20 protein-coding genes are annotated in these 23,327 nt (G+C 56.4%); 8 read left to right on the top strand and 12 right to left on the bottom strand.

Features of this window, described 5'->3' with window-relative positions:
• Window positions 1–67: 67 nt before the first annotated feature.
• The 6 genes from tssI (at window position 68) to HG264_RS08070 (ending at window position 10,527) form a co-directional block, all read left to right on the top strand.
• A complete protein-coding gene (gene tssI, locus HG264_RS08095; protein WP_169407186.1) occupies window positions 68–2,155 on the top strand; it encodes a type VI secretion system tip protein TssI/VgrG in 2,088 nt (695 codons plus the stop codon).
• Window positions 2,152–5,451, top strand: a complete 3,300-nt coding sequence (locus HG264_RS08090; protein WP_169407185.1) for a hypothetical protein — start codon at window positions 2,152–2,154, stop codon at window positions 5,449–5,451. Before tssI ends, HG264_RS08090 begins: the two co-directional genes overlap by 4 nt.
• Before the next feature lie 554 nt (window positions 5,452–6,005).
• Entirely contained in the window at window positions 6,006–6,635 is a 630-nt protein-coding gene (locus HG264_RS08085) for a hypothetical protein (protein ID WP_372240228.1), read from the top strand.
• Between the two features lie 325 nt (window positions 6,636–6,960).
• A complete protein-coding gene (locus tag HG264_RS08080; RefSeq protein ID WP_169407184.1) occupies window positions 6,961–7,899 on the top strand; it encodes a hypothetical protein in 939 nt (312 codons plus the stop codon).
• Between the two features lie 164 nt (window positions 7,900–8,063).
• Complete coding sequence (locus HG264_RS08075; protein WP_169407183.1) at window positions 8,064–9,101, top strand: hypothetical protein; 1,038 nt, start codon at window positions 8,064–8,066, stop codon at window positions 9,099–9,101.
• Between the two features lie 379 nt (window positions 9,102–9,480).
• Window positions 9,481–10,527, top strand: coding sequence for a hypothetical protein (locus HG264_RS08070; RefSeq protein WP_169407182.1), 1,047 nt, complete (start codon window positions 9,481–9,483; stop codon window positions 10,525–10,527).
• Between the two features lie 129 nt (window positions 10,528–10,656).
• Here the strand turns inward: HG264_RS08070 and HG264_RS08065 are convergent, their stop codons facing one another.
• On the bottom strand, window positions 10,657–12,003 hold the full coding sequence (locus HG264_RS08065) for a Na+/H+ antiporter NhaC family protein (RefSeq protein ID WP_169407181.1): 1,347 nt from the start codon (window positions 12,001–12,003) through the stop codon (window positions 10,657–10,659).
• 213 nt (window positions 12,004–12,216) lie between these two features.
• Window positions 12,217–12,759, bottom strand: coding sequence for an OmpA family protein (locus HG264_RS08060; RefSeq protein ID WP_169407180.1), 543 nt, complete (start codon window positions 12,757–12,759; stop codon window positions 12,217–12,219).
• Between the two features lie 341 nt (window positions 12,760–13,100).
• Between HG264_RS08060 and HG264_RS08055 the strand changes: the two genes are divergently transcribed.
• Entirely contained in the window at window positions 13,101–13,550 is a 450-nt protein-coding gene (locus tag HG264_RS08055; protein WP_169407179.1) for a hypothetical protein, read from the top strand.
• A 29-nt stretch (window positions 13,551–13,579) separates the two neighbouring features.
• Here the strand turns inward: HG264_RS08055 and HG264_RS08050 are convergent, their stop codons facing one another.
• The 5 genes from HG264_RS08050 to HG264_RS08030 all read right to left on the bottom strand — a co-directional run bounded on the left by HG264_RS08050 (window position 13,580) and on the right by HG264_RS08030 (window position 18,471).
• Window positions 13,580–14,281, bottom strand: coding sequence for an ABC transporter ATP-binding protein (locus tag HG264_RS08050; RefSeq protein WP_169407178.1), 702 nt, complete (start codon window positions 14,279–14,281; stop codon window positions 13,580–13,582).
• 9 nt (window positions 14,282–14,290) lie between these two features.
• Window positions 14,291–15,055: a high-affinity branched-chain amino acid ABC transporter ATP-binding protein LivG gene (livG, locus tag HG264_RS08045; protein ID WP_372240227.1), complete on the bottom strand. Its 765-nt coding sequence runs from the start codon at window positions 15,053–15,055 to the stop codon at window positions 14,291–14,293.
• Window positions 15,056–15,060: 5 nt separating this feature from the next.
• Window positions 15,061–16,320, bottom strand: a complete 1,260-nt coding sequence (locus HG264_RS08040) for a high-affinity branched-chain amino acid ABC transporter permease LivM (RefSeq protein WP_169407177.1) — start codon at window positions 16,318–16,320, stop codon at window positions 15,061–15,063.
• Entirely contained in the window at window positions 16,317–17,243 is a 927-nt protein-coding gene (livH, locus tag HG264_RS08035; protein ID WP_169407176.1) for a high-affinity branched-chain amino acid ABC transporter permease LivH, read from the bottom strand. The genes HG264_RS08040 and livH overlap by 4 nt, the downstream gene beginning before the upstream one ends.
• 100 nt (window positions 17,244–17,343) lie before the next feature.
• Window positions 17,344–18,471 carry a branched-chain amino acid ABC transporter substrate-binding protein gene (locus HG264_RS08030; protein ID WP_169407175.1) on the bottom strand — a complete coding sequence of 376 codons (1,128 nt, stop codon included), beginning with the start codon at window positions 18,469–18,471 and terminating at the stop codon, window positions 17,344–17,346.
• 291 nt (window positions 18,472–18,762) lie between these two features.
• On the opposite strand from HG264_RS08030, the gene HG264_RS08025 reads away from it, so the two are divergent.
• Window positions 18,763–19,062, top strand: a complete 300-nt coding sequence (locus tag HG264_RS08025; protein ID WP_169407174.1) for a DUF2288 domain-containing protein — start codon at window positions 18,763–18,765, stop codon at window positions 19,060–19,062.
• A gap of 3 nt (window positions 19,063–19,065) precedes the next feature.
• On the opposite strand, the gene phnE is transcribed toward HG264_RS08025, so the two are convergent.
• From phnE to HG264_RS08000, 5 genes are all read right to left on the bottom strand, one after another.
• Window positions 19,066–19,830, bottom strand: a complete 765-nt coding sequence (phnE, locus tag HG264_RS08020) for a phosphonate ABC transporter, permease protein PhnE (protein ID WP_169407173.1) — start codon at window positions 19,828–19,830, stop codon at window positions 19,066–19,068.
• Window positions 19,827–20,663, bottom strand: a complete 837-nt coding sequence (locus HG264_RS08015) for an ABC transporter permease (RefSeq protein WP_169407172.1) — start codon at window positions 20,661–20,663, stop codon at window positions 19,827–19,829. The genes phnE and HG264_RS08015 overlap by 4 nt, the downstream gene beginning before the upstream one ends.
• Window positions 20,654–21,478 (bottom strand): phosphonate ABC transporter ATP-binding protein, encoded by an 825-nt coding sequence (locus HG264_RS08010; protein WP_169407171.1) that lies wholly within the window; start codon window positions 21,476–21,478, stop codon window positions 20,654–20,656. Before HG264_RS08010 ends, HG264_RS08015 begins: the two co-directional genes overlap by 10 nt.
• Window positions 21,475–22,338 (bottom strand): putative selenate ABC transporter substrate-binding protein, encoded by an 864-nt coding sequence (locus HG264_RS08005; protein WP_169409055.1) that lies wholly within the window; start codon window positions 22,336–22,338, stop codon window positions 21,475–21,477. The genes HG264_RS08010 and HG264_RS08005 overlap by 4 nt, the downstream gene beginning before the upstream one ends.
• A 481-nt stretch (window positions 22,339–22,819) precedes the next feature.
• Window positions 22,820–23,245, bottom strand: a complete 426-nt coding sequence (locus HG264_RS08000; protein WP_169407170.1) for a hypothetical protein — start codon at window positions 23,243–23,245, stop codon at window positions 22,820–22,822.
• Window positions 23,246–23,327 lie beyond the last annotated feature (82 nt).

Raw genomic sequence — 23,327 nt, 5'->3', positions numbered from 1 at the left:
TCGATGGTTTTTCGGCAGTCGACACCCCAGTCGGAAGGGCAGTGTTGCATATTGATGAGGACATCGGATGTTCGCCCCGGCCAACCAGCCCCATTTCAATCTGGCCATTCAAGGCCTTTCGCACGACTTCAAGGTCCTTGAATTCACTGGCCACGAAGCCCTGTGCCGACCCTATCGTTTCGAGCTGGATCTGGTCAGCGGAATTCCGGATCTGGACATCGAAGGCTTCCTGCACAAGCCTGCCTTTCTCGCTTTCGCCGCTGATGGTCGCGGTGTACATGGCCTGATCCACAGCATCGCCCAAGGCGAAGCCGGCAAACGTCTGACGCGTTACCGCATCATTCTCGTGCCGCAACTGGCTTACCTGGCGCACCGCATCAATCAGCGCATCTTCCAGCATTTATCTGTACCGCAGATCATTGCGCAGATCCTCGAAGACCATGGCATCCAAGGCAACACCTACCGTTTTCAGTTGGGCAGTCAGTACCCGGAACGGGACTACTGCACCCAGTACGACGAGACCGACCTGCATTTCCTGCAGCGCTTGTGTGAAGAAGAAGGGATTCACTACCACTTCGAACACACGGATGAGAGCCACACCATCGTCTTTGGCGACGACCAGACCTCTTTTCCCAAGCTGAAGCCTACCCGCTTCGAACAAGGCAACGGCATGGTCGCGGATGAGCCGGTGATCAAGCGCTTCGCCCTGCGCCTGGAAACCCGCCCGAGTCGCGTCACCCGCCGCGATTACGATTTTGAAAAACCGCGTCTGCAACTGGAAAGCGCTGCCCGGGGCACAGCCGCCCCTGATTTGGAAGACTATGATTATCCCGGCCGCTTTACCGACCGCGAACGCGGCAAGCATCTGGCCCAGCGCAGCCTGGAACGCCACCGCAGCGACTACCGCCTCGCTGAAGGCTCAAGCGACCAGCCATTGCTTGTTACCGGACATTTTCTACCGCTCGCCAACCACAGCCGCGACAGCTGGAACGACCTCTGGCTACTCACCGAGATTCACCACGAAGGCAAACAGCCTCAAGTGCTGGAAGAGTCTGTCACCAGTGACGTCACCGCTGCCGATGGCTTTACGCAGGGCTACCGCAACCGCTTCACCGCCACGCCCTGGGATGTGCCCTATCGTCCCCAACTCGAACACCCCAAGCCCCAGGTACTGGGTAACCAGACAGCTGTCGTAACCGGTCCGCAAGGCGAAGAAATCCACTGCGATCAATACGGCCGTATCAATGTCCAGTTCCATTGGGACCGTCACGGTCAGGGCAATGACAAGACCAGCTGCTGGTTACGCGTTGCGAGCAGCTGGGCCGGCGACCGTTACGGCGGCATCGCTATTCCCCGCGTCGGGATGGAAGTGCTGGTCTCCTTCCTCGAAGGCGATCCGGATCAACCCCTGGTCACCGGCTGCCTGTACCACAAGGTATATCAGGTTCCCTATGACCTGCCGGCAAACAAAACCCGCAGCGTGTTCAAGACACTCAGCAGCCCCGGCGGTGAAGGCTTCAACGAACTGCGCATCGAAGACAAAAAGAATGAAGAACAGATCTTCATCCACGCCCAGCGCGACTGGGATCAGAACATCCAGCACAACCAGAGCATCCGCGTCGGCCACGAACGCCACGACCGTGTCGAAGCCAACAGCTACACCGAACTGCTCGCCGAAGAACACCACACCACCCACAGCGACCGCCGCACAGAAATCAATGCCGACGATCACCTGACCGTCGCAGGCAGTCAACACGTCAAACTAGGCCACGGCCAATTCATCGAAGCCGGCCAGGAAATTCATTTGTCCAGCGGCATGAAGGTGGTGCTGGAGGCAGGCTCTGAGATTACTTTCAAAGTTGGAGGCAGTTTTGTGAAGCTCGATCCAAGCGGCGTGACGCTGGTGGGGCCGAGTGTGAAGATGAATTCAGGTGGGAGTGCCGGTAAGGGAAGCGGGGCGGCGCCGTTGTTGCCAGAGAAACCTGAGGGAGGCGAATTCGCGGCTACAGGTGACCGTAGCCACGGCACCGCATCGAACCCGAAAGTATCGCTGGATTCGAAGGGGCCTGGGCCCAGCCAGCTGATAATAGACGTGTGGGGCGACCCGGACGCCGGCGGACAGGTACAACTACTCGACCCAGAGAATGAAGCATGAACGAGCTGAAGGATCAGTCGATACAGCAAGGCACTCGAAAGCGCACAGAATATGAAGACGCGCGCCGAGCCAGACTGGCTCTGAATATCGATCGCACCGATGGCGGCACTCTGCAAATTGTTATTGAAAATGACATGCGCAGCCACGAGGAAGAGCCCGAAATTCAACAGAATACCTTCCTCGCTGTCATGCCCTTGGCGCGCCTACCCGGTTACGACCGATATAATCAATCACCAAAGGGTGCATTGCCTCGTGCCGGACGGATCTATGTTTTTCGTAAAAAAAGGCTATGGCGAGAGCTGGTTTGCGATGGTAAGGGAAATCTGTCCGATGTGGATGTCACACATTGGCGGCGGATGTCAGAGAAACAAGATGCTGACATTCGTCCTGCAGTAGGCAAGGAGCAAGCGCTTGTTCTTGTGCCCATGCTGCTCCAAGGACGATTTGTCGGTAATGAATACCAAATGGCCTATAGTGAGCTGCCTTGGACGTGGGAATACATTAGCTGGCTAGAAGAACGTAGTGACCGCATAAGTGCTCGATGCCATGAGGTAGGCCCAGCGTGGGCGGCTGCTATGATCGGCGGAGAGCGGTGGAGTGCCAGCCAAGCGATGCCTGTCTTGGTGATCGACAAGGAGACAGAAGGGCTGCGTCCACGGGATTTTAGCGTCGAGAGTCTGATGGATGATCCCGCGTTGTTCAAGCCTGCACTAGCCAACATTCCTGCTGGCGACTGGGCGGCTAAGTTGCAGCGAGTCCTTGAGCAGCTCGCCGCCTACGAACGTGCGGATGTACCTCAACCTCTCACAAACTTCGCTGCAGTCGCTGATGTTCTTGCTGAAAGATCACTTAGAGGCTACCCGAAGCTGGTTGGTCTGATGCTTGACGACCCGCTTTTCACGCTACGTCATGCCATAGCGCAGATACGGCAAGCGGAACATTACTTGCTAGCGCTCAACGCTTTGATACCACACGTCCCGAATGGGCGTTATGCCCAAGTGTTGCACAGTACCGTGATGCACGAGGCTAACAACCCCCTGTCCAAGTTCAGGGCTCATCTGGATACCGACCAGTTGAATGACGTCGTTTTTGAGCTTCCGCGGCGCGATGCCCGTGAATACATGGAAGGCATGCTTAAGCGGCTGATAGATCTATTTGATGGGAGACAACTGACGTACGTAGCCCAGGACTGGCTAATGAGCAGAGACGAGCGACTGTTAGAGCCGTACGTGTTGCTAGCCGAAGCTCTGGATGCACTTTGTAAAAATCCAGCCCAGTCTGATGCTCTGTGTCTCGCTGCAACGAGCAGCGGTTTTCAGAGAGCTCTTGTTCGCCTTAGTCAAAGCCTGCTAAGCGGGACACACGAACTAACGCGGACCATGCTTGCAGGAAAGGATGGGGAGCTGCCGGAAGCGGTTATCCGCATTCAAGCCCTGGCCCGAAACAGCCGGTCGCCAGAACCGAAAAATATGGGTTTAAGTAGTCTGCTGCAGATAGTCGACATCGACCCGGAAGATACTGATCGTGGGATGGTGTTCAAGAATCTGAATGCGCTGGTTGCAGACGCAATGGAGTATTTTTCGCTGACAGTTCTGACCCATATCAATAGGCTCAAGGCAAGTGAGGTCTTGATACAGGTCGACTTTCACCGACTGTTCGCACCCTCCCTCGGCGTTCTAAGCCGGCTCTCACCGAAATGGCGTGGGCTCCAATTGATGAAGGCCGGGGAGGCGCAAGCCCAGAATTTACGTATCGTAGGTGTGAATACTGGCAATCTTCGCTATGGTCTAACGCCTACGGAGCGAACCACTCTTAGCCGCAAACACTACCTCTACGGAAATATCCTCGATCATGAAAACCGTGTTATAGGATCGAGTAGTCCGCGCCAGCTTGGCGGCAATCTGTTGCCCAACCAGGGGAGCGCAACATTGATCGTTGCTCCAGAAAATCATCCTGAGGTCCATCGATTCAACGCCTGGAAAACAACTTTAAGCAGTCATGTAGAGACAGTGACCCGAACTCCTGCACTGCCATTGGTTGCTGTGGCATGTGCTTTGTATAACTTGCAGGCTCAAAGTATTGACATGAAAGGATTGTTGTCTGAAGGCACGGAAGGCGACATTCGATATCAAGCTGGAAAGATTTTGGCATTAGCTGATCTTGCTACGGCAATCGGAAGCATAGCAAAACCGTTATCAGGTCAAGGAAATGGGCTGGTTTATTTACTTAATAAACCTCGTTTTGGCGTTCCTAAACCGTTCACTCAATGGCGTGCGAATCTTATCGAACAAACCGGTAGTTCTAAACTACCGATTCTTCGATCATTGTCTGGCGGGGCGCTACTTTATAGCGCTGTACTATGCGCATGGGATGCTAAGCGAGCGTGGCACCAGGGTGACCGGGATGCCGCATTGGCTTATGGTATGGCAGCCACTGGCGGCGCCGCCTGGGGAGCTTATGTTCTAGGCATGTCGATCAATCCGATTGTGCTGGCCGCAGGTGCAGTACTGTTTATCGGAGGGAGCATTATCGCCGGCTGGCTAATTGATAGTGATATTGAAGCACTTTTAAAAAATGGACCCTTCGGCAGGCAGCATGGCCGGGCAGGTGTGCTCGACAGTCTGCTGGGTGACGATGAACGATTCGCTCACCTTGCCGATCCGCAGAATGCCTATATACAGTTGCTTGGCATCCTTGGGAAGCCGGTAGTTCGGGTCGAGCGCTTGGCGGATTGGATGCAGGGCGCTCCACACCATCACAGTAAAAAGCTAGAGCGGATTAGTGGAAAGCGCATGCTTCGTCCATACATTTGCCAGCCACCAGATACCCAGCCCCTCGAAGCCGACGACTGGATAGTGACTCTGCATTCGCCGTTGCTTTCCATGTTCGGTCTAGGAGGGCAATTTCGATTACACGCATTAGAGCAAGTTGGAGTATTGCCGCTTACCGGAATATTTGACGTCGAGCGGGTTGAGCATCGTGTTATTGGTGACGCTAAGGTGTCAGCTCTGCCGCTGGACGACGCCACTGTTGTCTATGTTTTACCTAAACAATTTCCATTAATAAAAATGACATCCTTGCAATGCCATGACTATCGAGTCACTCAGCGGCTGCAAATTATGGCCCAATTTCGCATTGATATCGGCGAGGCGACAGGCCAGCCGCTTGTGTTGCCCCAGCCCAGTCCTAAACGTTGGAAACCTTATAACGCTGCTTTTCTCCGCACTCCTTCGCCCACCGACAAGTTAAATGAGGCACCTTATTGGCTAATCGAAACCACGGAATTCAAGGTATGACCCCTCAGGAAAGGCATCCCTCGTATGGTCCTGCTGCTTTTTCTGCTAGCAGCATCCCTGCGCTGGCAGCAGAAAAAAATCTTCGCGCTGGCGTGATGGATAGTCGGTTGGCCTGGGGTCACTATGCTGCGCTAAATTCCGCTGTTGAAGTGGAGCATCAACTTGAAGCAGAACTTCATACTACCTATGAGAGGCAGGTTCGCGAAGATAGGGAAAAGCGTATCTACTGCGATGCAAGAAGATGGAGATTTGAAAACCTGAGCCGGATACCATATTTCCTGTTTATCTTGAAAATGATGTGCTATGTCTTTCCGTTTTTCGTGTGGGGGCCAAAAATATCTTCTATCTTGGAGAGCAACTTTTTTGTTCCAGCAGTAACCGTATTGCTAGTTATCACTAGTCTGGCACTGTTTGACAAACGTTGGCTATACGGATTTCTGCTGCTGGTTTTGACTGCTGTACTCACCGCCGCTGTTATCGCTTGGGACCAAAACGCCCTATGGGGTTACTGGCCGGAACAGACGGCGTTTTGGCTTGGTATGATTTTGTCTTCGATAGGGCTGTTTGGTGCGGATGCGTTGCTATGGATATATGCCCGCTTTTACACTCATGACGGCAGCGGCTTCGATCGGCGTGAAGGTACGTTGACTATCGCTCGACGTTTTCGTAAACCTTTTGTCGCTCCATTCTACGAATTTGATGCGGTTTGCCAGTTACAGCTGACGCCGCATGGGGGGCACGATTATGTCCTCTGGCTGTATCACCGCTATACCAGCACCAAAGTATGTCTCGCCACCAAGTTACATAGTTTGGGCCTGGACAAACCCAACGTGCTAGCTTTCTGGGACACCTTGCAGCGATACATGGATGTCGAGCAACCTTTGCCAGACTTACCCATCCTTGAACAAAGCCGACACCTGGATCCGGTGACAGCTGCCCACGATAAGGCATGCGGTCGTGCATCCCGGTATTGGCGCGATATCGATGCGGAGACGTGGAGCCGCAGGGAAGGACGCGCCCTGAGTGAAAAACTGAAAGCTTACCCATGGCAGCAACACCCTTGCGTTCTGCAAGAGAAGATTGATCCGGACTTAAGTATCGAACGCTACTACCGAAATCAGGAAGCCAAGGGCATCCATGCTACGCCCAAGGGCGATGATTTTGATGACATCCACAGGGGATAGCCTAACGGCACAAAAGTTGGTCCATCCAGCTCAGTCTCGGCCCAGCCTCCCTGGGATTCTCAGGGGTGTTCCCCACGGCCGCACGTGCTGGAAACGGCAGCGAAACGTGGTGTATAGACCGGTTAAACTATCTTCCATAGTTTGTGACTGTGCATTAGACATAAGCAAACGTCCGCATCGGGGGATAACAGAAGGTATAGTTTTGCCATTGGCGCGTATACCACCCAGAGCCAGACAAAGGTCGCTTGGTCAAAGTCGAGGGCATACTTTACTACTCGCCCATTGAAGGATTTGAATTGCTAAATGTGGAAATTAAGGACTCAGCATGGATGTAATGGCAGCCACGCTAATACGATACCAAGCTGCACAGTATAAGCCCAGTTTAATTTTGAGCTCATCAGATCAGTGTGAAGTTGCTCCGATGATGCCCATTGATATTCAGGAGCAAAACGAGAATTTATTATCGTTTCGAGCTAACGATGAAATGTTCAAAGGTATCTGGACAGGGGCGTTGGGTGGGTATGGTGGGACGATGTGTTTGTTAATAACCGGCTACCTCTTACTTGACGGAGACTTCGAATTCGCGTGGCAAGTTTTCCTGGTCGCCGCAGCTATGTTGATTGTTCCTTTTTTCTGGGAGGTATTCACTCCATCTTCAGCACCAATCCTTCTCAATCGCCGGACCCGAGAGGTCTACTATCAGCACGCCGGACGTCTCTACCACGCCCCGTGGGACGATATAGGTGCTATAGCCTACGAATATAAAATGGTACACCAGAATACTGGTGCAATGACCAGCAGCCTGCTTGAAATAATGATGCAGCGCTTTGGCGAGCCCGAAGATCGCATTTTCGTAGCCCTTGGCTTGCCGATGGGCAAATCGCTTGCGCTGCAACAGCATGTTTGGGCTGATCTGCAGGCATATATGGATCGAGGTCCATGGCTTGATGAGCAGGGTGATGGCACTAGCTCGCCTGATTGCGTAAAACAGCAGATCAAGCTCAACCAACATAATCGACGAGATGATATCAAGCTACCGTGGAAAGGTTTCCTAGAAACCCGAAGTGCGGGCCATCTCTTTCGGGTCTGTTTCCATGTTCTTCTCTATCCGGCTTCTGTTCTCTGGGATTTTACCCGCGACATGGCAATAAAGCGGAGCCAACACGACTGGCCTAAAGAAGTATCGGAACGCCTGAAGCCAGACGGGCCAACCAGCCGATTGATAGATATCCAGAGGAACGAGTGCGGGCGAGTAGTTAGGTAGGTCGACAGGCTTGGATGAGTCTCGTTGACAAAGAACAAAAAAGTGGTTGTCCACGAGTTTTCGGCAATCAATTCCGCTGCATAGACAGAGCTCTACCTGATGAAGAAAGACCAAATTCTCTGGGCCGACCAAGAGAGCCACGCGGCCATAGGAGCAGTAGGCTGATGGGATTATCTTGCTACACATCAACCTCGTACTCATCGGCAAAGCTAGAAACCCAGCCGTCCGCAAAGCCAGGCTCAGGTCTCAAACGTTTGGCCGGCCGGCGCTTACCTTGGGGCAATACCCAGAAAGTGGTGCCAGAAGCCTTCATGCGGCCCGAGCCGGAAACTTTGCGGTTTTGGGAGAAGGAATACAAACGCAGGGAGCACCTGAAAGCCGAAGGCATCTATAAGCCCAAGCCGATGGAGCGCATCGATTTTCATGACCGTTGCGATCATGAGCATTATCGGCATGCGCCATGGGCCAAACGTTCCCAGTTCTGGCTTTTTCTACATCCTTTCGGGAAGGTTGGTTTCTTTCTTTTCCTTTTTCTAAGCATTGTAGTTGCGTTACTTGTAACCTCTCTGGCCGATGCGGACTATTTAGGCGCTTTTGTGAAAGCGTTTAAATTAATGTTCACAGCTTTCGCTGTTGCTTGTTTAGCAGCCTGGTTGTTAGCGTCGCTCGTTATTCACCAATTTCCCCGCCTTTGGGCCAAGCCCAGCAAGGGCCCGAAGTGGGAACTCAATCGGCGCACCGGTATGATTACGGTGTTCGAGTACCGCCGGCGGCAGGTGAATGAGAAACCCGCTCCGTTTCATGAGTTCGACGCCTATATCACCACGACACCGGACCGTCAGGGCCTGCCGATGAACGTGCTGAGTCTGGAGCATCGTTATTCGGATATCAGCATTCACTTCGGTGATTTGCAGCCACCAGACCGCAACACTGAGCAACTCTGCGCACTCTGGGACTTTATTCAGAATTATATGGACACCAGTCATCCGCTGCCGGACGCGCCGCTATTCGAAGAGCACCGCAGGAACGACCCGACCACGGTCGAGCATGACAAGGCAACGGGGCGCAAGAAACGCTTCTGGATAGACATGAGTGAGGAGCCTTTCAAGCAGGAAAAAAGCCGTATGCGAAGCAAGGTGGATGCAATCAACACGTTCAGCCGTCGGAACTTGATGGCTCAGCATGTGAATTATCCGCTCTGATTTTATCGGTTAACTATCACCACGTTACCAACACTGAGAATAATGTGACTGCTGCTTTACTCCATAGCTCAAGTCGCCGGCGCATCCAACAGCTGATCCGACTCAGCTGCAGCTTGAACCGGCCACGTCGAGGAAAAGGTCGCTTTCATGGCTGGGCCGAGCTCCCTTTATCTGGACAACTTACAATTTGGCTGTGCGCGTGCAGGTCTGAGTTCACGGCGATGAGAGAACACGGGTACCCTGCGCCAGCGCTTGTGGATCGTCTGGTTTACAGCGATGCAGACCGCAGCAAGCCGAAATTCAAAAGTCACCACCAGACCTTCTGGGTCAGTGAGCGCAGCCACGGCGTCGAAGCACCTGTACCGGAACGAGCAGTGCGATGAACAAGTATTACGCTAAGACGGCATATCATCCTGACTATATTCCAGAACAACCAATCCCTGAGAAGCGTGGCTGGTTGCGACGCTTCTCTACAGCGCGACTGCCCTGGGGGAAAACTCAGGAGCTATACCCTGTCAGCACTTTACAGCGAAGAACACCATCTTCTCTGAGATTGAGTGAGAAAGCGGAACAGGAACTGGTCGCAGGTCAACGCCGGGTCGAGACGTTCGAACAGCATGATTATCACGGCAAAGTGAACCATGAACAGATTCGCTATGCGCCTTTATCTAAGAGAACTATGTTCTGGTTGTATCTCTGGAGCGGAGGCAGGTTTGTATTCTGGGTGGCTGTTTTACTAGTCCCGTTACTCTGGCTAGTTGGAGCGGGTGCAATGGACGGTGATTATGTTAACAACCTTTACATTTCCGTGAAAGAAACGGGACCGTGGTTTTTTGGCGTTCCATTAACCTGCTGGGCCATAGGCTCTTTTGTCGTCCATAAACTCCCCAACTGGTTTATGCGCCCCTCCAAGGGTCCACTATGGGAAATTAACCGGCGTACCGGAATGGTGACCATCTTCGATTACGACAATATGGGCAAATATAAAAGCGAGGGGCTTATAGGCGAGTTTGTGTATCCGTTCCACGAGTTCGACGCATATATCGACAGCGGCCCGACGCGCCAGGGCCACATGTTTTATCAGCTCTATATTGCGCACCGCTATCAAAATCACGTTATTAGCTTAGATGTATTTGTGCCGCGCGATAGTGATATTGAGCCACATTACGCTGGTTGGGATTTCGTGCAGAACTATATGGATACCAGTCGCCCGCTGCCGGATATTCCGCTGTTCGAGCCCTGGCGGCAACATGATCCAGTGACAGCTGAACATGATCGCCGTACCCGCCGCGAGCCTCGATACTGGCGAGATATGGACGATGAGACCTGGAAAGCCAAACTCACCGAGATGCAGCTGAAGGTATATGAAATCGATACCCGCGAGCGTTTGAACTTGATGGCGGAGTTCGTAGAGTATGCCGATTGAAGGAGAATCGGATGGGCGCGGTTAACGAAGCCTTCGGCTGACCGGTTAGCCGCTGCCCGGAAATTTTCCGAGCCTAGCCTCTCGTTGACCTGGCTAAGATGCCGGGCCCTCGCGCTCGGTGCACATCGTTTACCCAATCTCTCCCGCCTCCTCAACAACCTCTCCCCGAGGCCGTGGAAACCCAGCAATAATTGCAACGATGGCAACCGCTCCCAGCAACCAGCAATAGTGCACCTGGCCGGCCAGTATCAACGGCGATACGCCGGCTAGCGAGCCTGCCAGGAGGATTTGGGCGCCGTAGGGGATAAGACCCTGGACTACGCAGGAAAATATATCCAGCAAACTGGCGCTGCGGCGGCGATCTACGTTGTAGTGGCCCGCCAGGTCGCGGGCGACGCTGCCGCTGACGATGATTGCTACGGTGTTATTAGCAACGAACAGGTTGGCCAGACTCACCAGCGCGGCGATGGCGGCTTCACCATTGCGACGTCCGGCTTGGCCCAGTTTTGCGGTGATGTTTTGAATGCTCTGTCGTAGCCAGGCCAAACCGCCTTCGCGTTTCATTACCGCTGATAACCCGCCAATGAACATGGAGAGCACGGCGATTTCGAGCATGCCTTCGAAGCCGCTGTAAATATCATTCCCCCAACTGGCTACCGAGTAATCTTCTCCAAGGAACATGCCGGTAAATCCCGATAGCACGATCCCTACCATCAACACGGCGAATACGTTCAGTCCGCTCAGCGCCAGCACCAGTACGGCGAGATAGGGCAGCACGAGCATAAACTGATAATCGGCCAGTGCAGGCGCGGTGGCGGTATCTCCGAGGATGAACAACAGGATCAACGTCAGGGCTGCAGCGGGCAGGGCAATCAGCAGGTTCAGCTTGAACTTGTCGCGCATGGCAACGCCCTGGGTGCGAGTGGCCGCGATGGTGGTATCGGAGATGATCGAAAGATTGTCACCGGCCATCGCGCCGCCAATCACTGCGCCCATGGCTGCCGGAACCGAGATGCCGGTGGCTTCGGCAAAGCCAAGTGCAACAGGTGCAACCGCGCCGATGGTACCCATGGAGGTACCCATGGCAGTCGAGATGAATGCAGCAATCAGGAACAGGCCTGGCAGCACAAAAGCAGGCGGTATGAAACTCAGTCCCATGTTGACCGTCGCCGTTACCCCGCCAATGGCATCGGTAACCGTGGCGAAAGCCCCGGCGAGAAAGAATACCAGCACCATGGTGATGATATTGCTGTTGCCGATGCCGGCAATGAAGGTATCCAGGCTTCGATTAAGCCCCTCCCGTGCGAGCAGGATGGCCAGGACGATGGCTGGGAGTATCGCGACCGGTGCCTTGATTTGATAGAACGCGAACTCTGTCCCGATCAGCGAGTAATAGGTCCCGCTACCGAGAAATATCAGGAGAAATAGCAGTAGCGGGAGCAGGGCGATGGCGCGGGGCTGAGGCCGTTCTTTCATATCAGTTCCGTTCGGGGCGCAAAGGACGCAAGTGTAAGCAGCATTGCGAGCATAGGCCAGTATTGCGAAACCTGGCGTAGCGCAGGCGCGCTACACCCCCAGGGAAAACCGAGGCTGTGATAATTCGGAGGTTATAACAAGCAGGAGAGGTTGCGAGAGCAAGAATACAGAAGAAGGTTTGGCTGCCCCGGAGCCGGGGCAACCAGAATTGCGTTAGTCGGCCATCGCCATGTTTGTGGCGACTGGGGTCATTACGATTTCTACACGACGGTTTTTATGACGACCGGTCTCGGTGCTATTGTCTGCCCGGGGTTCTTCTTCCCCCATGCTGCTTAATTGCATGCGCTTACGGCTGACACCACCTAACATGAGGACATTGGCTACGGCCTGGGCGCGTTCGAGGCTTTGCTGTTCGTTCAGGGTGTCTTCGCCTGCGTTGTCGCTATGGCCGATTACCGAGAAAAGGGTTTCTTCGTCGTCGCGGATAGCCTGGGCGATCTTGCTCAAAGGAACCAGGCCGGAGGGCAGCAGCAGGGTGCGCTTGGGGTGGAAGTTGCCGTCTACCGGAATGATCAGGCGAATCTGTTCACCCTCGCGTTCAATTTCGTAGCCCTGGGACTCGGCGACTTTGGTCAGATGTTCGACGCGCGGTTCAGCCCACGGCTTGGAAACCTGAACAGGTTCCGGAGCCTTTGAAGCGCAGGCCGCCAGAGCAAGACTAAGGGTGAAAACGGCAACTACTTTTATGGTTTTCATGCACGCGTCCAAAATCAAGAGCTTGAGAGGAACAACTGGAGTTGTCTATAACTCGTTGTTGCCGAAGGGTAGCATTCTGGCGCAATTCTGTGACCAATTGTAGCCAGGGTTTTCCTAGACGAAAGTGTTATTAGAGAAGGGGTTCACATATGCGCCTTGGTTTAAGGGCTGTTTGCTTCGCGCTGTGCGGCAGTTCCGTTTTGCTGTCCGGTTGTTCGTCGTTGCCCTGGTCATCGTCGGAAAGCGATAGGGTGGTTGGCCTGCTCGAAAGCACTGAAGACGGATGGACTGTTCAACGATGCCGCGATGAATCCATCGTCAATGTTGCAGGCGCGACCATTGTGGAACCGCTGTTCCAGCGCGTTGCGCAGCCGGGACAGATCGCGATCTTTGTAGACGTCGAAGGTACGCTCCGTGACGACAGGTTATCAATCAGGCGGGTGCTACGTATGCAATCAACCGGTCGGGGTTGCGCTGATGAACCGCAATCGGGCCAATGGATAGCCCGCGGCATTGACGACTCCTGGCGCCTGGTAGCGGACGGGCGGGGCATCCGCTTTGACGGCCTGGCCAATCAGGAGGCGGGACCGGTGCGGATGATTGCCGAGAGCTTGCCCGATGGTTCGATGAGCTTTCGCGGGGCGGAGGGCGACGACCTGGAATTGTGGCTTTATCCGCAGGACTGTTTTGATAACGCTGGAGATTACCGTCATCTCACTGCAACGCTGACCGTCAACGGCAGACGCCTGAACGGTTGCGCCTATAAAGGTATGGACGTGGCGACACCTTGAGCGTCCGGCCAGATGAAGAGCATGGATGCCTAACCACCAAGATAGGCGCTACGCACCTGGGGATCGGCCAGTAGCGCCTCGCCGGTATCCTGCAGCACGATGCGGCCGTGTTCCATTACATAGCCGCGATCTGCCAGCTTGAGCGCCTGATTGGCGTTCTGCTCCACCAGAAAGATGGTCACGCCATTGTGTCGCAGCTGTTCGATGATCTCGAATATCTGCTGAATGATGATTGGCGCGAGCCCCAGCGAGGGCTCGTCCAGCAACAGTAACCGCGGTTTGCTCATCAGGGCGCGTCCGATGGCGAGCATCTGCTGTTCACCCCCAGACATAGTGCCGGCGCGTTGCTGGTAGCGCTCCTTGAGGCGTGGAAATAGCTCCAGCGTGGCATCGAGTTGCTTGTCGAACTCATCGCCGCGGACAAAGTACCCGCCCATGGTCAGGTTTTCTTCCACGGTGAGACGCGAGAATACCCGCCGGCCCTCCGGCACGATGGCGATATCCTTGCGCATGATTTGCGCAGTAGTCAGCGTTGTCAGGTCATCACCTTCGTAGCGGATGCTGCCGCTGGTTGCGCGCGGCTCCCCACACAGCGTCATCAGGAGCGTCGTTTTACCCGCGCCGTTCGCGCCAATCAGCGTGACGATCTCACCGCATTGCACCTGCATGCTGATGTCATGCAATGCTTGGATCTTGCCGTAGTGGGTCGAAACGTTCTCGAAATACAGCATGCAACGTCCTCAGGTCTCGCCCAGATAGGCCTTGATCACATCCGGGTTCTGCCGGATTTCCTCGGGTGTGCCTTCCGCGAGCGGGCAGCCCTGATTGATCACCACGATGCGATCGGAAATGCTCATGACCAGCTTCATGTCGTGTTCGATCAAGAGAATGGTCAAATTGTGCGTGTTGCGCAGCTCGGCAATCAGCTCTTTTAGTTCCTCTGTCTCGCGGGGATTGAGTCCGGCGGCGGGCTCGTCCAGCATCAGGAGCGCGGGTTGGGTGACCATGCAGCGCGCTATTTCCAGCCGTCTTTGCTGGCCATAGGCGAGCGTATTGGCCTTGCGGTTGGCGAACTCGAGCAGGTTTACACGCTCGAGCCAGTAGGCCGCGCGCTCCATGGCCTCCTTCTCGCTGCGGCGAAAAGCCGGCGTCTTGAACAAGCCGGCGAGCATGTTGGTATTCATGTTGTGGTGTTGGGCAACCAGCAGGTTTTCCACCACCGACATTTCCTTGAACAGCCGCACGTGCTGGAAGGTCCGCACCATGCCCCTGCGCGCTACCTTGAAGCCAGGCAACCCCTGAATATCGTCCCCGTTGAACAGGATGCGTCCGGCGCTGGGCTTGTAGAAGCCGGTCAGACAGTTGAATACAGTCGTCTTACCGGCACCGTTGGGGCCGATCATCGAGACGATCTGTTGCGGCATGATTTTCAGTTCCACACCGTCCACCGCAAGCAAACCGCCGAAGCGCATGGTCAGGCTGGATACCTCAAGCAAAGGCTGGATGACGCTCACGTCCGTAACTCCATATGCGGGCGTTTCATTGGCAGCAGTCCCTGTGGGCGCCAGATCATCATCAGCACCATAAGCAGACCGAACAATAGCATCCTGTATTCGTCGAACTGGCGGGCCACCTCAGGCAGCAGCGTCATGATAATCGCCGCGAGAATCACGCCCACCTGCGAGCCCATCCCGCCCAACACAACGATGGCAAGGATGATCGCCGATTCAATGAAGGTGAAGGATTCGGGGCTGATAAAGCCCTGGCGCGCGGCGAAGAAGCAGCCGGCGAACCCGGCGAATGTTGCGCCTATGGTAAAGGCGTTGAGCTTGACCGCAGTAGGGTTGATGCCCAGTGAACGACAGGCGATTTCGTCTTCGCGCAGTGCTTCCCAGGCGCGGCCAACCGGCATGCGCAACAATCGATTGATGACATAAAGCGTGACCAGCACCAGCACCAGTGCCAGAAAATACAGGAACATCACCCGGTGTACGGAGCTGTACTCGATGCCGAAAAACTCGTGAAACGTCTGCATGCCGTCACCGGCACGGCGGCTGAATTCCAGACCGAACAGGGTGGGCTTGGGAATGCCGCCGATTCCGTTCGGGCCGTTGGTCAGCCAGGTCATGTTGTTCAGCAGGATGCGGATAATCTCGCCGAATCCGAGCGTCACGATGGCCAGATAGTCGCCACGTAGCCGCAGCACTGGGAAGCCCAGCAGAAACCCGAACAGCGCAGCCATCGCGCCTGCTGCAAAAAGCCCGGGCCAGAACCCGATCTCAAAGTACATCGCCAGCAAAGCGTAGGTATACGCTCCCACGGCGTAGAAGCCGACGTACCCCAGATCCAGTAAACCTGCCAGGCCGACGACGATATTCAGCCCCAGCCCGAGCATGATGTAGATAAGCACCAGTGTTGCCAGATCGGTGCCGCCACGGTCAGCGTAGAAGGGCCAGACCAACGCAGCGGCGATCAGAAAACACCAGAACAGGCGGCGAACGACCGGCTTCTCGGTTACTGCGGTCAGCGCGCCCGGGGATTTTGGCAGGCCTGGCAGGGCGCGCCACACAGCATCCAGTTGGTCGCGAAACAGATTGAACAGGAACATGAAAAGCGCTGCAGCCGCGATCTTCCAGTACACATCAGGCCCGGCGCCCGTGATAGTCAGTACGCCGCCCGACTGACTGAGTCGCACCCCCATGAGCAGACCCGTAAGCGCGACCACCACAACCGCCGAAATTACCGCGGCTTTCAGATTATGCCGGGTCATACCTTCTCCACCTCCGGGCGCCCGAGAATGCCGCTGGGGCGGAACAGCAGCACCAGGATCAACAGACTGAAGGCAACCACATCCTTGTATTCACTGCTGAAATAGCCCGCGGTCATGGCCTCGGTTACGCCGAGCAGCAGCCCGCCCAGTACTGCGCCGGGAATGCTGCCGATACCGCCAAGCACCGCCGCCGTGAAGGCCTTCAGCCCGGCCATGAAACCGATGTAGGGATTCACCACGCCGTAATACATGCCCAGCAATACCCCGGCAACCGCTGCCAGTGCAGCGCCGATGACAAAGGTCAATGCGATGATGCCGTTGGTGTTGATGCCCAGCAGGTTGGTCATTTTCAGATCTTCAGCGCAGGCGCGGCAGGCACGGCCCATGCGTGAGTGGGTGATGAACAGCGTCAGCACGGTCATGGCGACCAGCGTCACCGCGAAAATGATCATCTGCATATAGGACAGCGTTGCGCTGAAGCCCTCGGGCGGGCCGATATTGATGCCGCCGGGTATCAGGTTGGGCATGGCAATGTCCCGCGAGCCCTGCGCCAGACGCACCAGATTCTGCAGAAAGATCGACATGCCAATCGCGGAAATCAACGGAATCAACCGGTTACCACCACGCAGGGGGCGATAGGCAACACGTTCAATGCTATAGCCGTAGGCGCTCGTCACTATCATGCTGATGATGAAGGTGCCGATGATCATCAGCGGCAGGTACTCGATCCCGAACATCGCCAAAGCCGCAATGGAAATGAAGGTGATATAGCTGCCGATCATGTACACCTCGCCGTGGGCGAAGTTGATCATGCCGATAATGCCGTAGACCATCGTGTAGCCGATGGCGATCAGGGCGTAGGTGCTGCCGACCGTCAGGCCGTTCAGCAGTTGCTGGACGAAGTAGTAAAGCGAATCGGGCATGGCCACAACACCTGGAAAAGGACAGGACGGTCAATGCGGGCAGTGTCAGGGGCATAACAACAGGCCCGTGGGGTTACCAGCGGGCCTGCGAATATTTGCATTATTCGGACAGTGCGGTTTTGCTGGAATCGGCGTGCCACTCGTAGACCACGAAATTGAAGTCCTTGAGATCGCCCTTTTCATCGAAGCTCAGCGTGCCAGTGGGTGTCTCGAAGCTGTTTGAGCGCAATGCTTCGGCGACGTCGAATGGATCAGTGCTGTCAGCCAGCTTGATACCGTCCGCGATGACCTGCACAGCGGCATAAGCGGGGAATACGAAGGCGCCGGAAGGGTCCTCGTTCTTATCCTTGAAGGCTTTTACCAGGTCAGCGTTTTTCGGGTCTTCATCGAACGCCTTGGGCAAGGTAACCAGCATGCCTTCGGCCGCTTCGCCGGCGATCGCAGTGATGTCCGTATTGCCGACGCCCTCCGGCCCCATAAAGGTGGCCTTCAGGCCTTGCTCTCTGGCCTGGCGCAGAATCAGCCCCAGCTCCGGGTGATAGCCGCCGAAGTAAACAAAGTCGACATCGCTCTGGCGCAGCCTGGAAATCAGCGCAGAGAAATCCTTGTCCCCGGCGGTGATCCCTTCAAACAGGGCGACGTCGATATTGTTTTCGTTCAGTACATCGCGCACCGCAGTGGCTATGCCTTCGCCGTACTGCTGTTTGTCGTGCACCACCGCAACTTTCTTCGGCTTGACCTGCTCGACAATATATTTGCCAGCGGTGGGGCCTTGCAGGCTGTCCAGACCGATGGTTCGGAAGATCAACTCATAACCGCGTTCGGTGATCTCCGGGCTGGTCGAGGCCGCCGTAATCATGAGGATGCCTTCATCTTCGTAGATATCGGAGGCGGGCTGGGTGGAACTGGAGCAGAGATGGCCGACCACAAACTGGATGTCTTCATTGACGATACGGTTGGCGACGGCGACGGCCTGTTTCGGATCGCATGCATCGTCAAACACCATGCCTTCGAGCTGACTACCCTTCACGCCGCCCGCAGCGTTGATCCGGTCGATCGCCATCTTGGCCCCAATGAATTGCATGTCCCCATATTGCGCGACAGGCCCGGTGACCGGACCGGCCAGAGCGATCTTGATGGTGTCTGCGGCCATTACAAAGCCGGAGGTGCCGGCCATGGCGGCCACTGCGATCATGCTTGAAAGGGCTTTCCTGTATGGTTTTTTCATTTTTCTGCTCACTGTCATCCGTACGATTGAGGGGGCCTGCAGGCTGTCGCAACGCAGTTATTCTGTGAACTCCATAGCAGCAGTCTAGCAACCGCTTGCGAAGCTGGGAAACCAAGCGGCAAAAAAGTCGCGAAGTGCCAGCAATCAGCCCTGAACGCGGCCGATAGAGACAGGGTTCAGGCGCGATAGAGTAATGGCCGTTGCAGGACAACACCTGGTCGCAGCGGGCACGCTCGTCTTCGCAGCGCCGGGGCGTTAATATGCGCGGCTTATTGATAGCCGGAGCACCCCATGACCGAACCCACCGATACCTATGCAGCAATTCTCGGCGCTACTGCCAGGATCGAATGGAAAGCCCTGGAACCGCATTTTGCCCGTGGCCAGGTGTTGTGGGCGGCAATGGATCTGGATCTGGTAGAGGTCGCCCAGGCATTGATCAGCGATGACAGCGCGACAGTGAAAAGCTGGATGGACCAGAGCAAGGTTGCATTATTGACGGATGAACAGGCGCAGGACTGGAGCGAGCGAGACCCGGAGAATCTTTGGGCCGTCGTGGTACGCCCCTGGGTATTGGTGCAGGAGCGCGGTTAGCGTCTAGCCGAGGCGCGCTCGCAGCCAGGCGCTCAAGGCGTCCACCAGCAATACCATCACAATCATTGCCAGGATGACAGTCATCGCCCGTGGCTGTTGGAACAGGCTGAGCGTCACATACAACATCTGTCCCAGCCCACCGGCGCCGACAAACCCGAGCACCGCGGCCATGCGGATGTTGTTCTCCCACCGATACAAGCTGTAGGCGATCCATTGCGGCATCACATTCGGCAAGGTGCCGTAGCAGAAAGCGGCAATCGGGCCGGCACCTGCATCGCGTAATGCCTGTGCCGGTTCAGTCGGAGTATTTTCCAGTGCTTCGGCAAAAAGCCGCCCGAGGACGCCGGCGGTGTGTAATGCAATGGCCAATGTGCCGGCGAAGGGTCCGAGCCCAGCAGCCAGTACCATCAATGCCGCCCAGACCAGCTCAGGCACCGAGCGCAACGCATTGAGCAGCAGGCGCGACAGGCTCTTGGCTACGCGCCCGATCCGGCCTGCGGCCAACAGACTCAGCGCTGCACCGGCCAGGGCAGCCAATAAAGTGCCGATGGCTGATATGGCCAGTGTTTCCAGTGCGCCACGCGCTATTTTTGCTAACCAGTCCGCTGATGTTTCCGGCGGGAAGAATGATTGCGCGTAGCTGAGCATCTGCTCCGGGCTGTCGCCACGAAACAAGCCGAGCAGATCCATCCTCAAATAGGCAAAGGAGGCGATCAGTGCTGTGATTATGGCGCCGATCCAGAGAATCGCCTCCAGTCGCCGACTCATGCCAGCCTCCGACGCAACAGCGTACTGAGCTGGTCGGCCAGCAATACCAGCACAAGGAAGGTAAGCAGAATGCTGACTACTTCACCGCCGGCAAACATGCGGATCGACAGGTCGATCATCTGCCCCAGACCACCCGCGCCGACGAAGCCCATGATGACTGAGGCGCGCACGGCGCATTCCCAGCGGTAGATGGTATAGGACATCAGTTCCTGCGCAGCGGCCGGCAGTACGCCGTAGAGGAATGCCGCCAACCGAGGGCTGCCGGCCTGCATCAGTGCCCGTGCGGGGCGTTGGTCGACCGACTCGTAAATCTCCGCGTACACCTTGCCGAGCATGCCGCTGTAGGTGATGGCAATTGCCAGCACGCCCGCGGTGGGGCCGAGCCCCACCGCACGCACAAACAGCAGTGCCCAGACGATTTCAGGAATGCTGCGCAGCAGAATCAGCAACAAACGCACCGGATAGCGTGCTGCGCTGGCCCCGCGTGAAGGGCGACCGGTCAGCACAGCGGAAACAGACAATGCGCGGCTGGCAAACAGGCTCAGTGGGATAGCCAACAATAGCGCCAGAGCCAGGCCTGCCGTTGCCATGGCCAGGGTTTCCAGCGTCGCCTTGCCGAGCATGGCAAGGAATTCAGGCGAGGTGTCGGGCGGCCAGAATCCGGCGAGAAAGCGGCTGAATACATCCAGGTTGCGCGGGTCAACCAGCGTGGCCAGCGAGAACTCGGTAATAACCAGACCGGGCCAGAGTAGCGCGATGGCCAGCACAGTAATAAACAGGCGGGGCAGGGCGGCCGGGTCGCGACTGGCGACGGCGGGCGATGCTAGAAACATCGTGGCGCGGCTCGGGTGAGTTTGTCCCGTAGCGGCACATTGGTTGATGCAGATTCGCTAGCGGCGCCTCGCAGGCTGTCGTTTACATAGAGGCCGTTCAGATCGGCATCGGTTACTTCGTTTGCTGCGCGATCAAACAGAATGGTGCCGCCGCGCAGTCCAATCACCCGCGGAAAATGCCGTAGCGCCAGATCCACCGCGTGCAGGCTGGCAACCAGGGTGACCTCGCGCTCTGCCGCGATGCGATTCAGCAATGCCAATGTGTGGTCGGCCAGCACCGGGTCCATGGCAGATACCGGCTCATCGGCCAGCAACAGGTCAGCGCCCTGATACAACACGCGGGCAATGCCCACGCGTTGCAATTGGCCGCCGGATAGCTGATCGCAGCGCGTATAGAGTTTGTCTGCCAGATCCAGAGGTTCAAGGGCGGCGCGAGCACCTTCTGCATCCAGCGGATAACACAGCGACGCCAGTGCGCGCGGCAGCGACCACTGTCCAAGCCGCCCAGCCAGTACCGCTGTCACCACCCTCTGCCGTGGCGGCAGGGGCGGGCTCTGGTGAATCAAGCCGATACGCGTGCGGAGCTGGCGCAGTGTGCGGCCACGCAGTTGCGTCGGGTCGTTTTCCAGCAGGCTCAGGCGACCGGCGCTGGGGTTCAGGCCGGTGCCGAGCAGGCGTAATAGTGTGGTTTTTCCAGCACCAGACGGTCCGATAATCGCCACGCGTTCACCGGCGGCGATCGTCAGGTCAAGCTTTTCGAGCGCCGTGAAACCGCCGGGATGGGTCAGGCCTACCCCGTCCAGTCGGATGCTCACTCCAGCAGGCCGGCGGCGCGCGCAGCGTCCTCGATGCCTTTGTAGTTCTCGGCATTGGTTTCGATGAAGCGCGAGGCGCGTTGCAGATCAAGGATCTCTTTGTGTTCGGGATTCTCAGGATCCAGCTTGAGGAAGGCCTGCTTGATCTTGTCGGTCAGCTCTTCACCCAGATCACCGCGCACCGTCCAGTTGTAATCGAAATAGGTCGGGGTGCGGTTATATACACGAACCTTGTCGGTATCGACCTTGCCGTCTTCCACCAGCTTGTCCCATACCGATGCGTTGAGCACGCCAGCATCCACACGACCGGATTCAACCCAGGCGACGGTGGCATCATGTGCGCCGGAGAAGGCGACGCGGCTGAAGAACTTATCGGGATCGATACCGTCCTGCTGCATGAAGTAACGCGGCATCAGGTGGCCGGAGGTAGAAGAAACCGAGCCGAAGGCGAAGCTCTTGCCTTCCAGGTCAGAATGTTTGTTGACCTTCTCGTCGGCGGTAATAAAGGTGCTGGTGAACACCTCATCCTGCTCACGCTGAACCAGCGGTATGGCGTCGCCGGTGCGCAAACGCGCCTGCACAAAGGTAAAGCCGCCCAACCAGGCCATATCCAGTCGCTTCGCGCCCAGCGCCTCAACCACACCTGCGTAATCGGATACCGGCTGGAACTTCACTTCCATGCCCAGCTCTTTTTCGAGGTATTCACCGAGTGGCTTGAACTTGCGCAGCAGCTCCGTAGGCGCCTCGTCAGGAATCGCAGAAACCCGCAACACTTCGGTGTCGGCAGCGTGAGCAGAAGAAAAAACAGAAGCAACAGACAGGCACAAACCAGCCATCACGGCCAGCGGACGTTTGATCATCGACATGTGTTTCTCCGGTTCAATAGCGGAAGACTCCCGACCGGGTGTCGAGACCAGTCAGGGCGTGGCGCAAGTTTACTGCATCGCGGAAGGGAGGCAAGCGGTCAGGTGAAACCTCAGGTTGGCGCGCGCGTCGGGCAGCATGCGGACGCGCCAGCAAGGTTTGCTGCTGCTGTGGAGCTTCGGCGTAGCGCAGGCGCGCTACACCCCCAGGAAGGCTCTGCGAATGGGTTGATTCCTGGAGTCGGCGTGCGCCTGCACGCCGACAGGGTTCGCTGCTGCAAGGCTTCGGCGTAGCGCAGGCGCGCTACACCCTCAGGGAGGCTCTGCGAATGGGGTTGGTTCGTGGGGTTGGCGTGCGCCTGCGCGCCGACAGGGTTCCGCTGGTGCCGCAGGGCTTTGGCGTAGCACGGGGCGCTCTACGCCCCTAGGGTGTAGGCCAGACTATCTCTTCTTCTCGTATCGTTGGCTGCGATCACCCTCAAACCCCCGGCCCACACCGCAACACCCTGGCACTCGCCAACGACTCCCCGCTGGACGATTCCAGCCAACCCACCGTTGACCAGCCCAATTGATTGACCACCAGTCGATACTCATAACCCGCCTCAAACCCATCGTAATAAACCGCCAGAATGCAGCTGCGCCGCTGAATATCGCCCAGCAAGCCGCTGGCCGAGGCGCGGGCGGAGCTTTCATATCGATAGCGCACCTGTAGCTCGTGTTCACCAGGCGGGATGTCATCAAACCGGAGCCCCTGGACCAGCTCACCATCAAGGCGATAAGCGCTGAGGTGATCGCCGGGGCGCATGGTGTCGAGGTTGATGCGCACCACATCCGTCGGTACCGGCTCATGCGGTTGAGACACGCAGCCGGTCAGCAACAGTGTTAACAATAAAAAGGCACGCATCGCGATCTCCGAATGTTGCGCTAATGAGCTGAGCTGATTCGCCGGACTTTTCATCACCCTGCAGCCGGCCGACGACGTGCTT

Source organism: Pseudomonas sp. gcc21 (assembly GCF_012844345.1).
In the GTDB taxonomy this organism is placed as follows: Bacteria; Pseudomonadota; Gammaproteobacteria; order Pseudomonadales; family Pseudomonadaceae; genus Halopseudomonas.
This window is presented reverse-complemented; position numbering and strand designations above follow the sequence as displayed.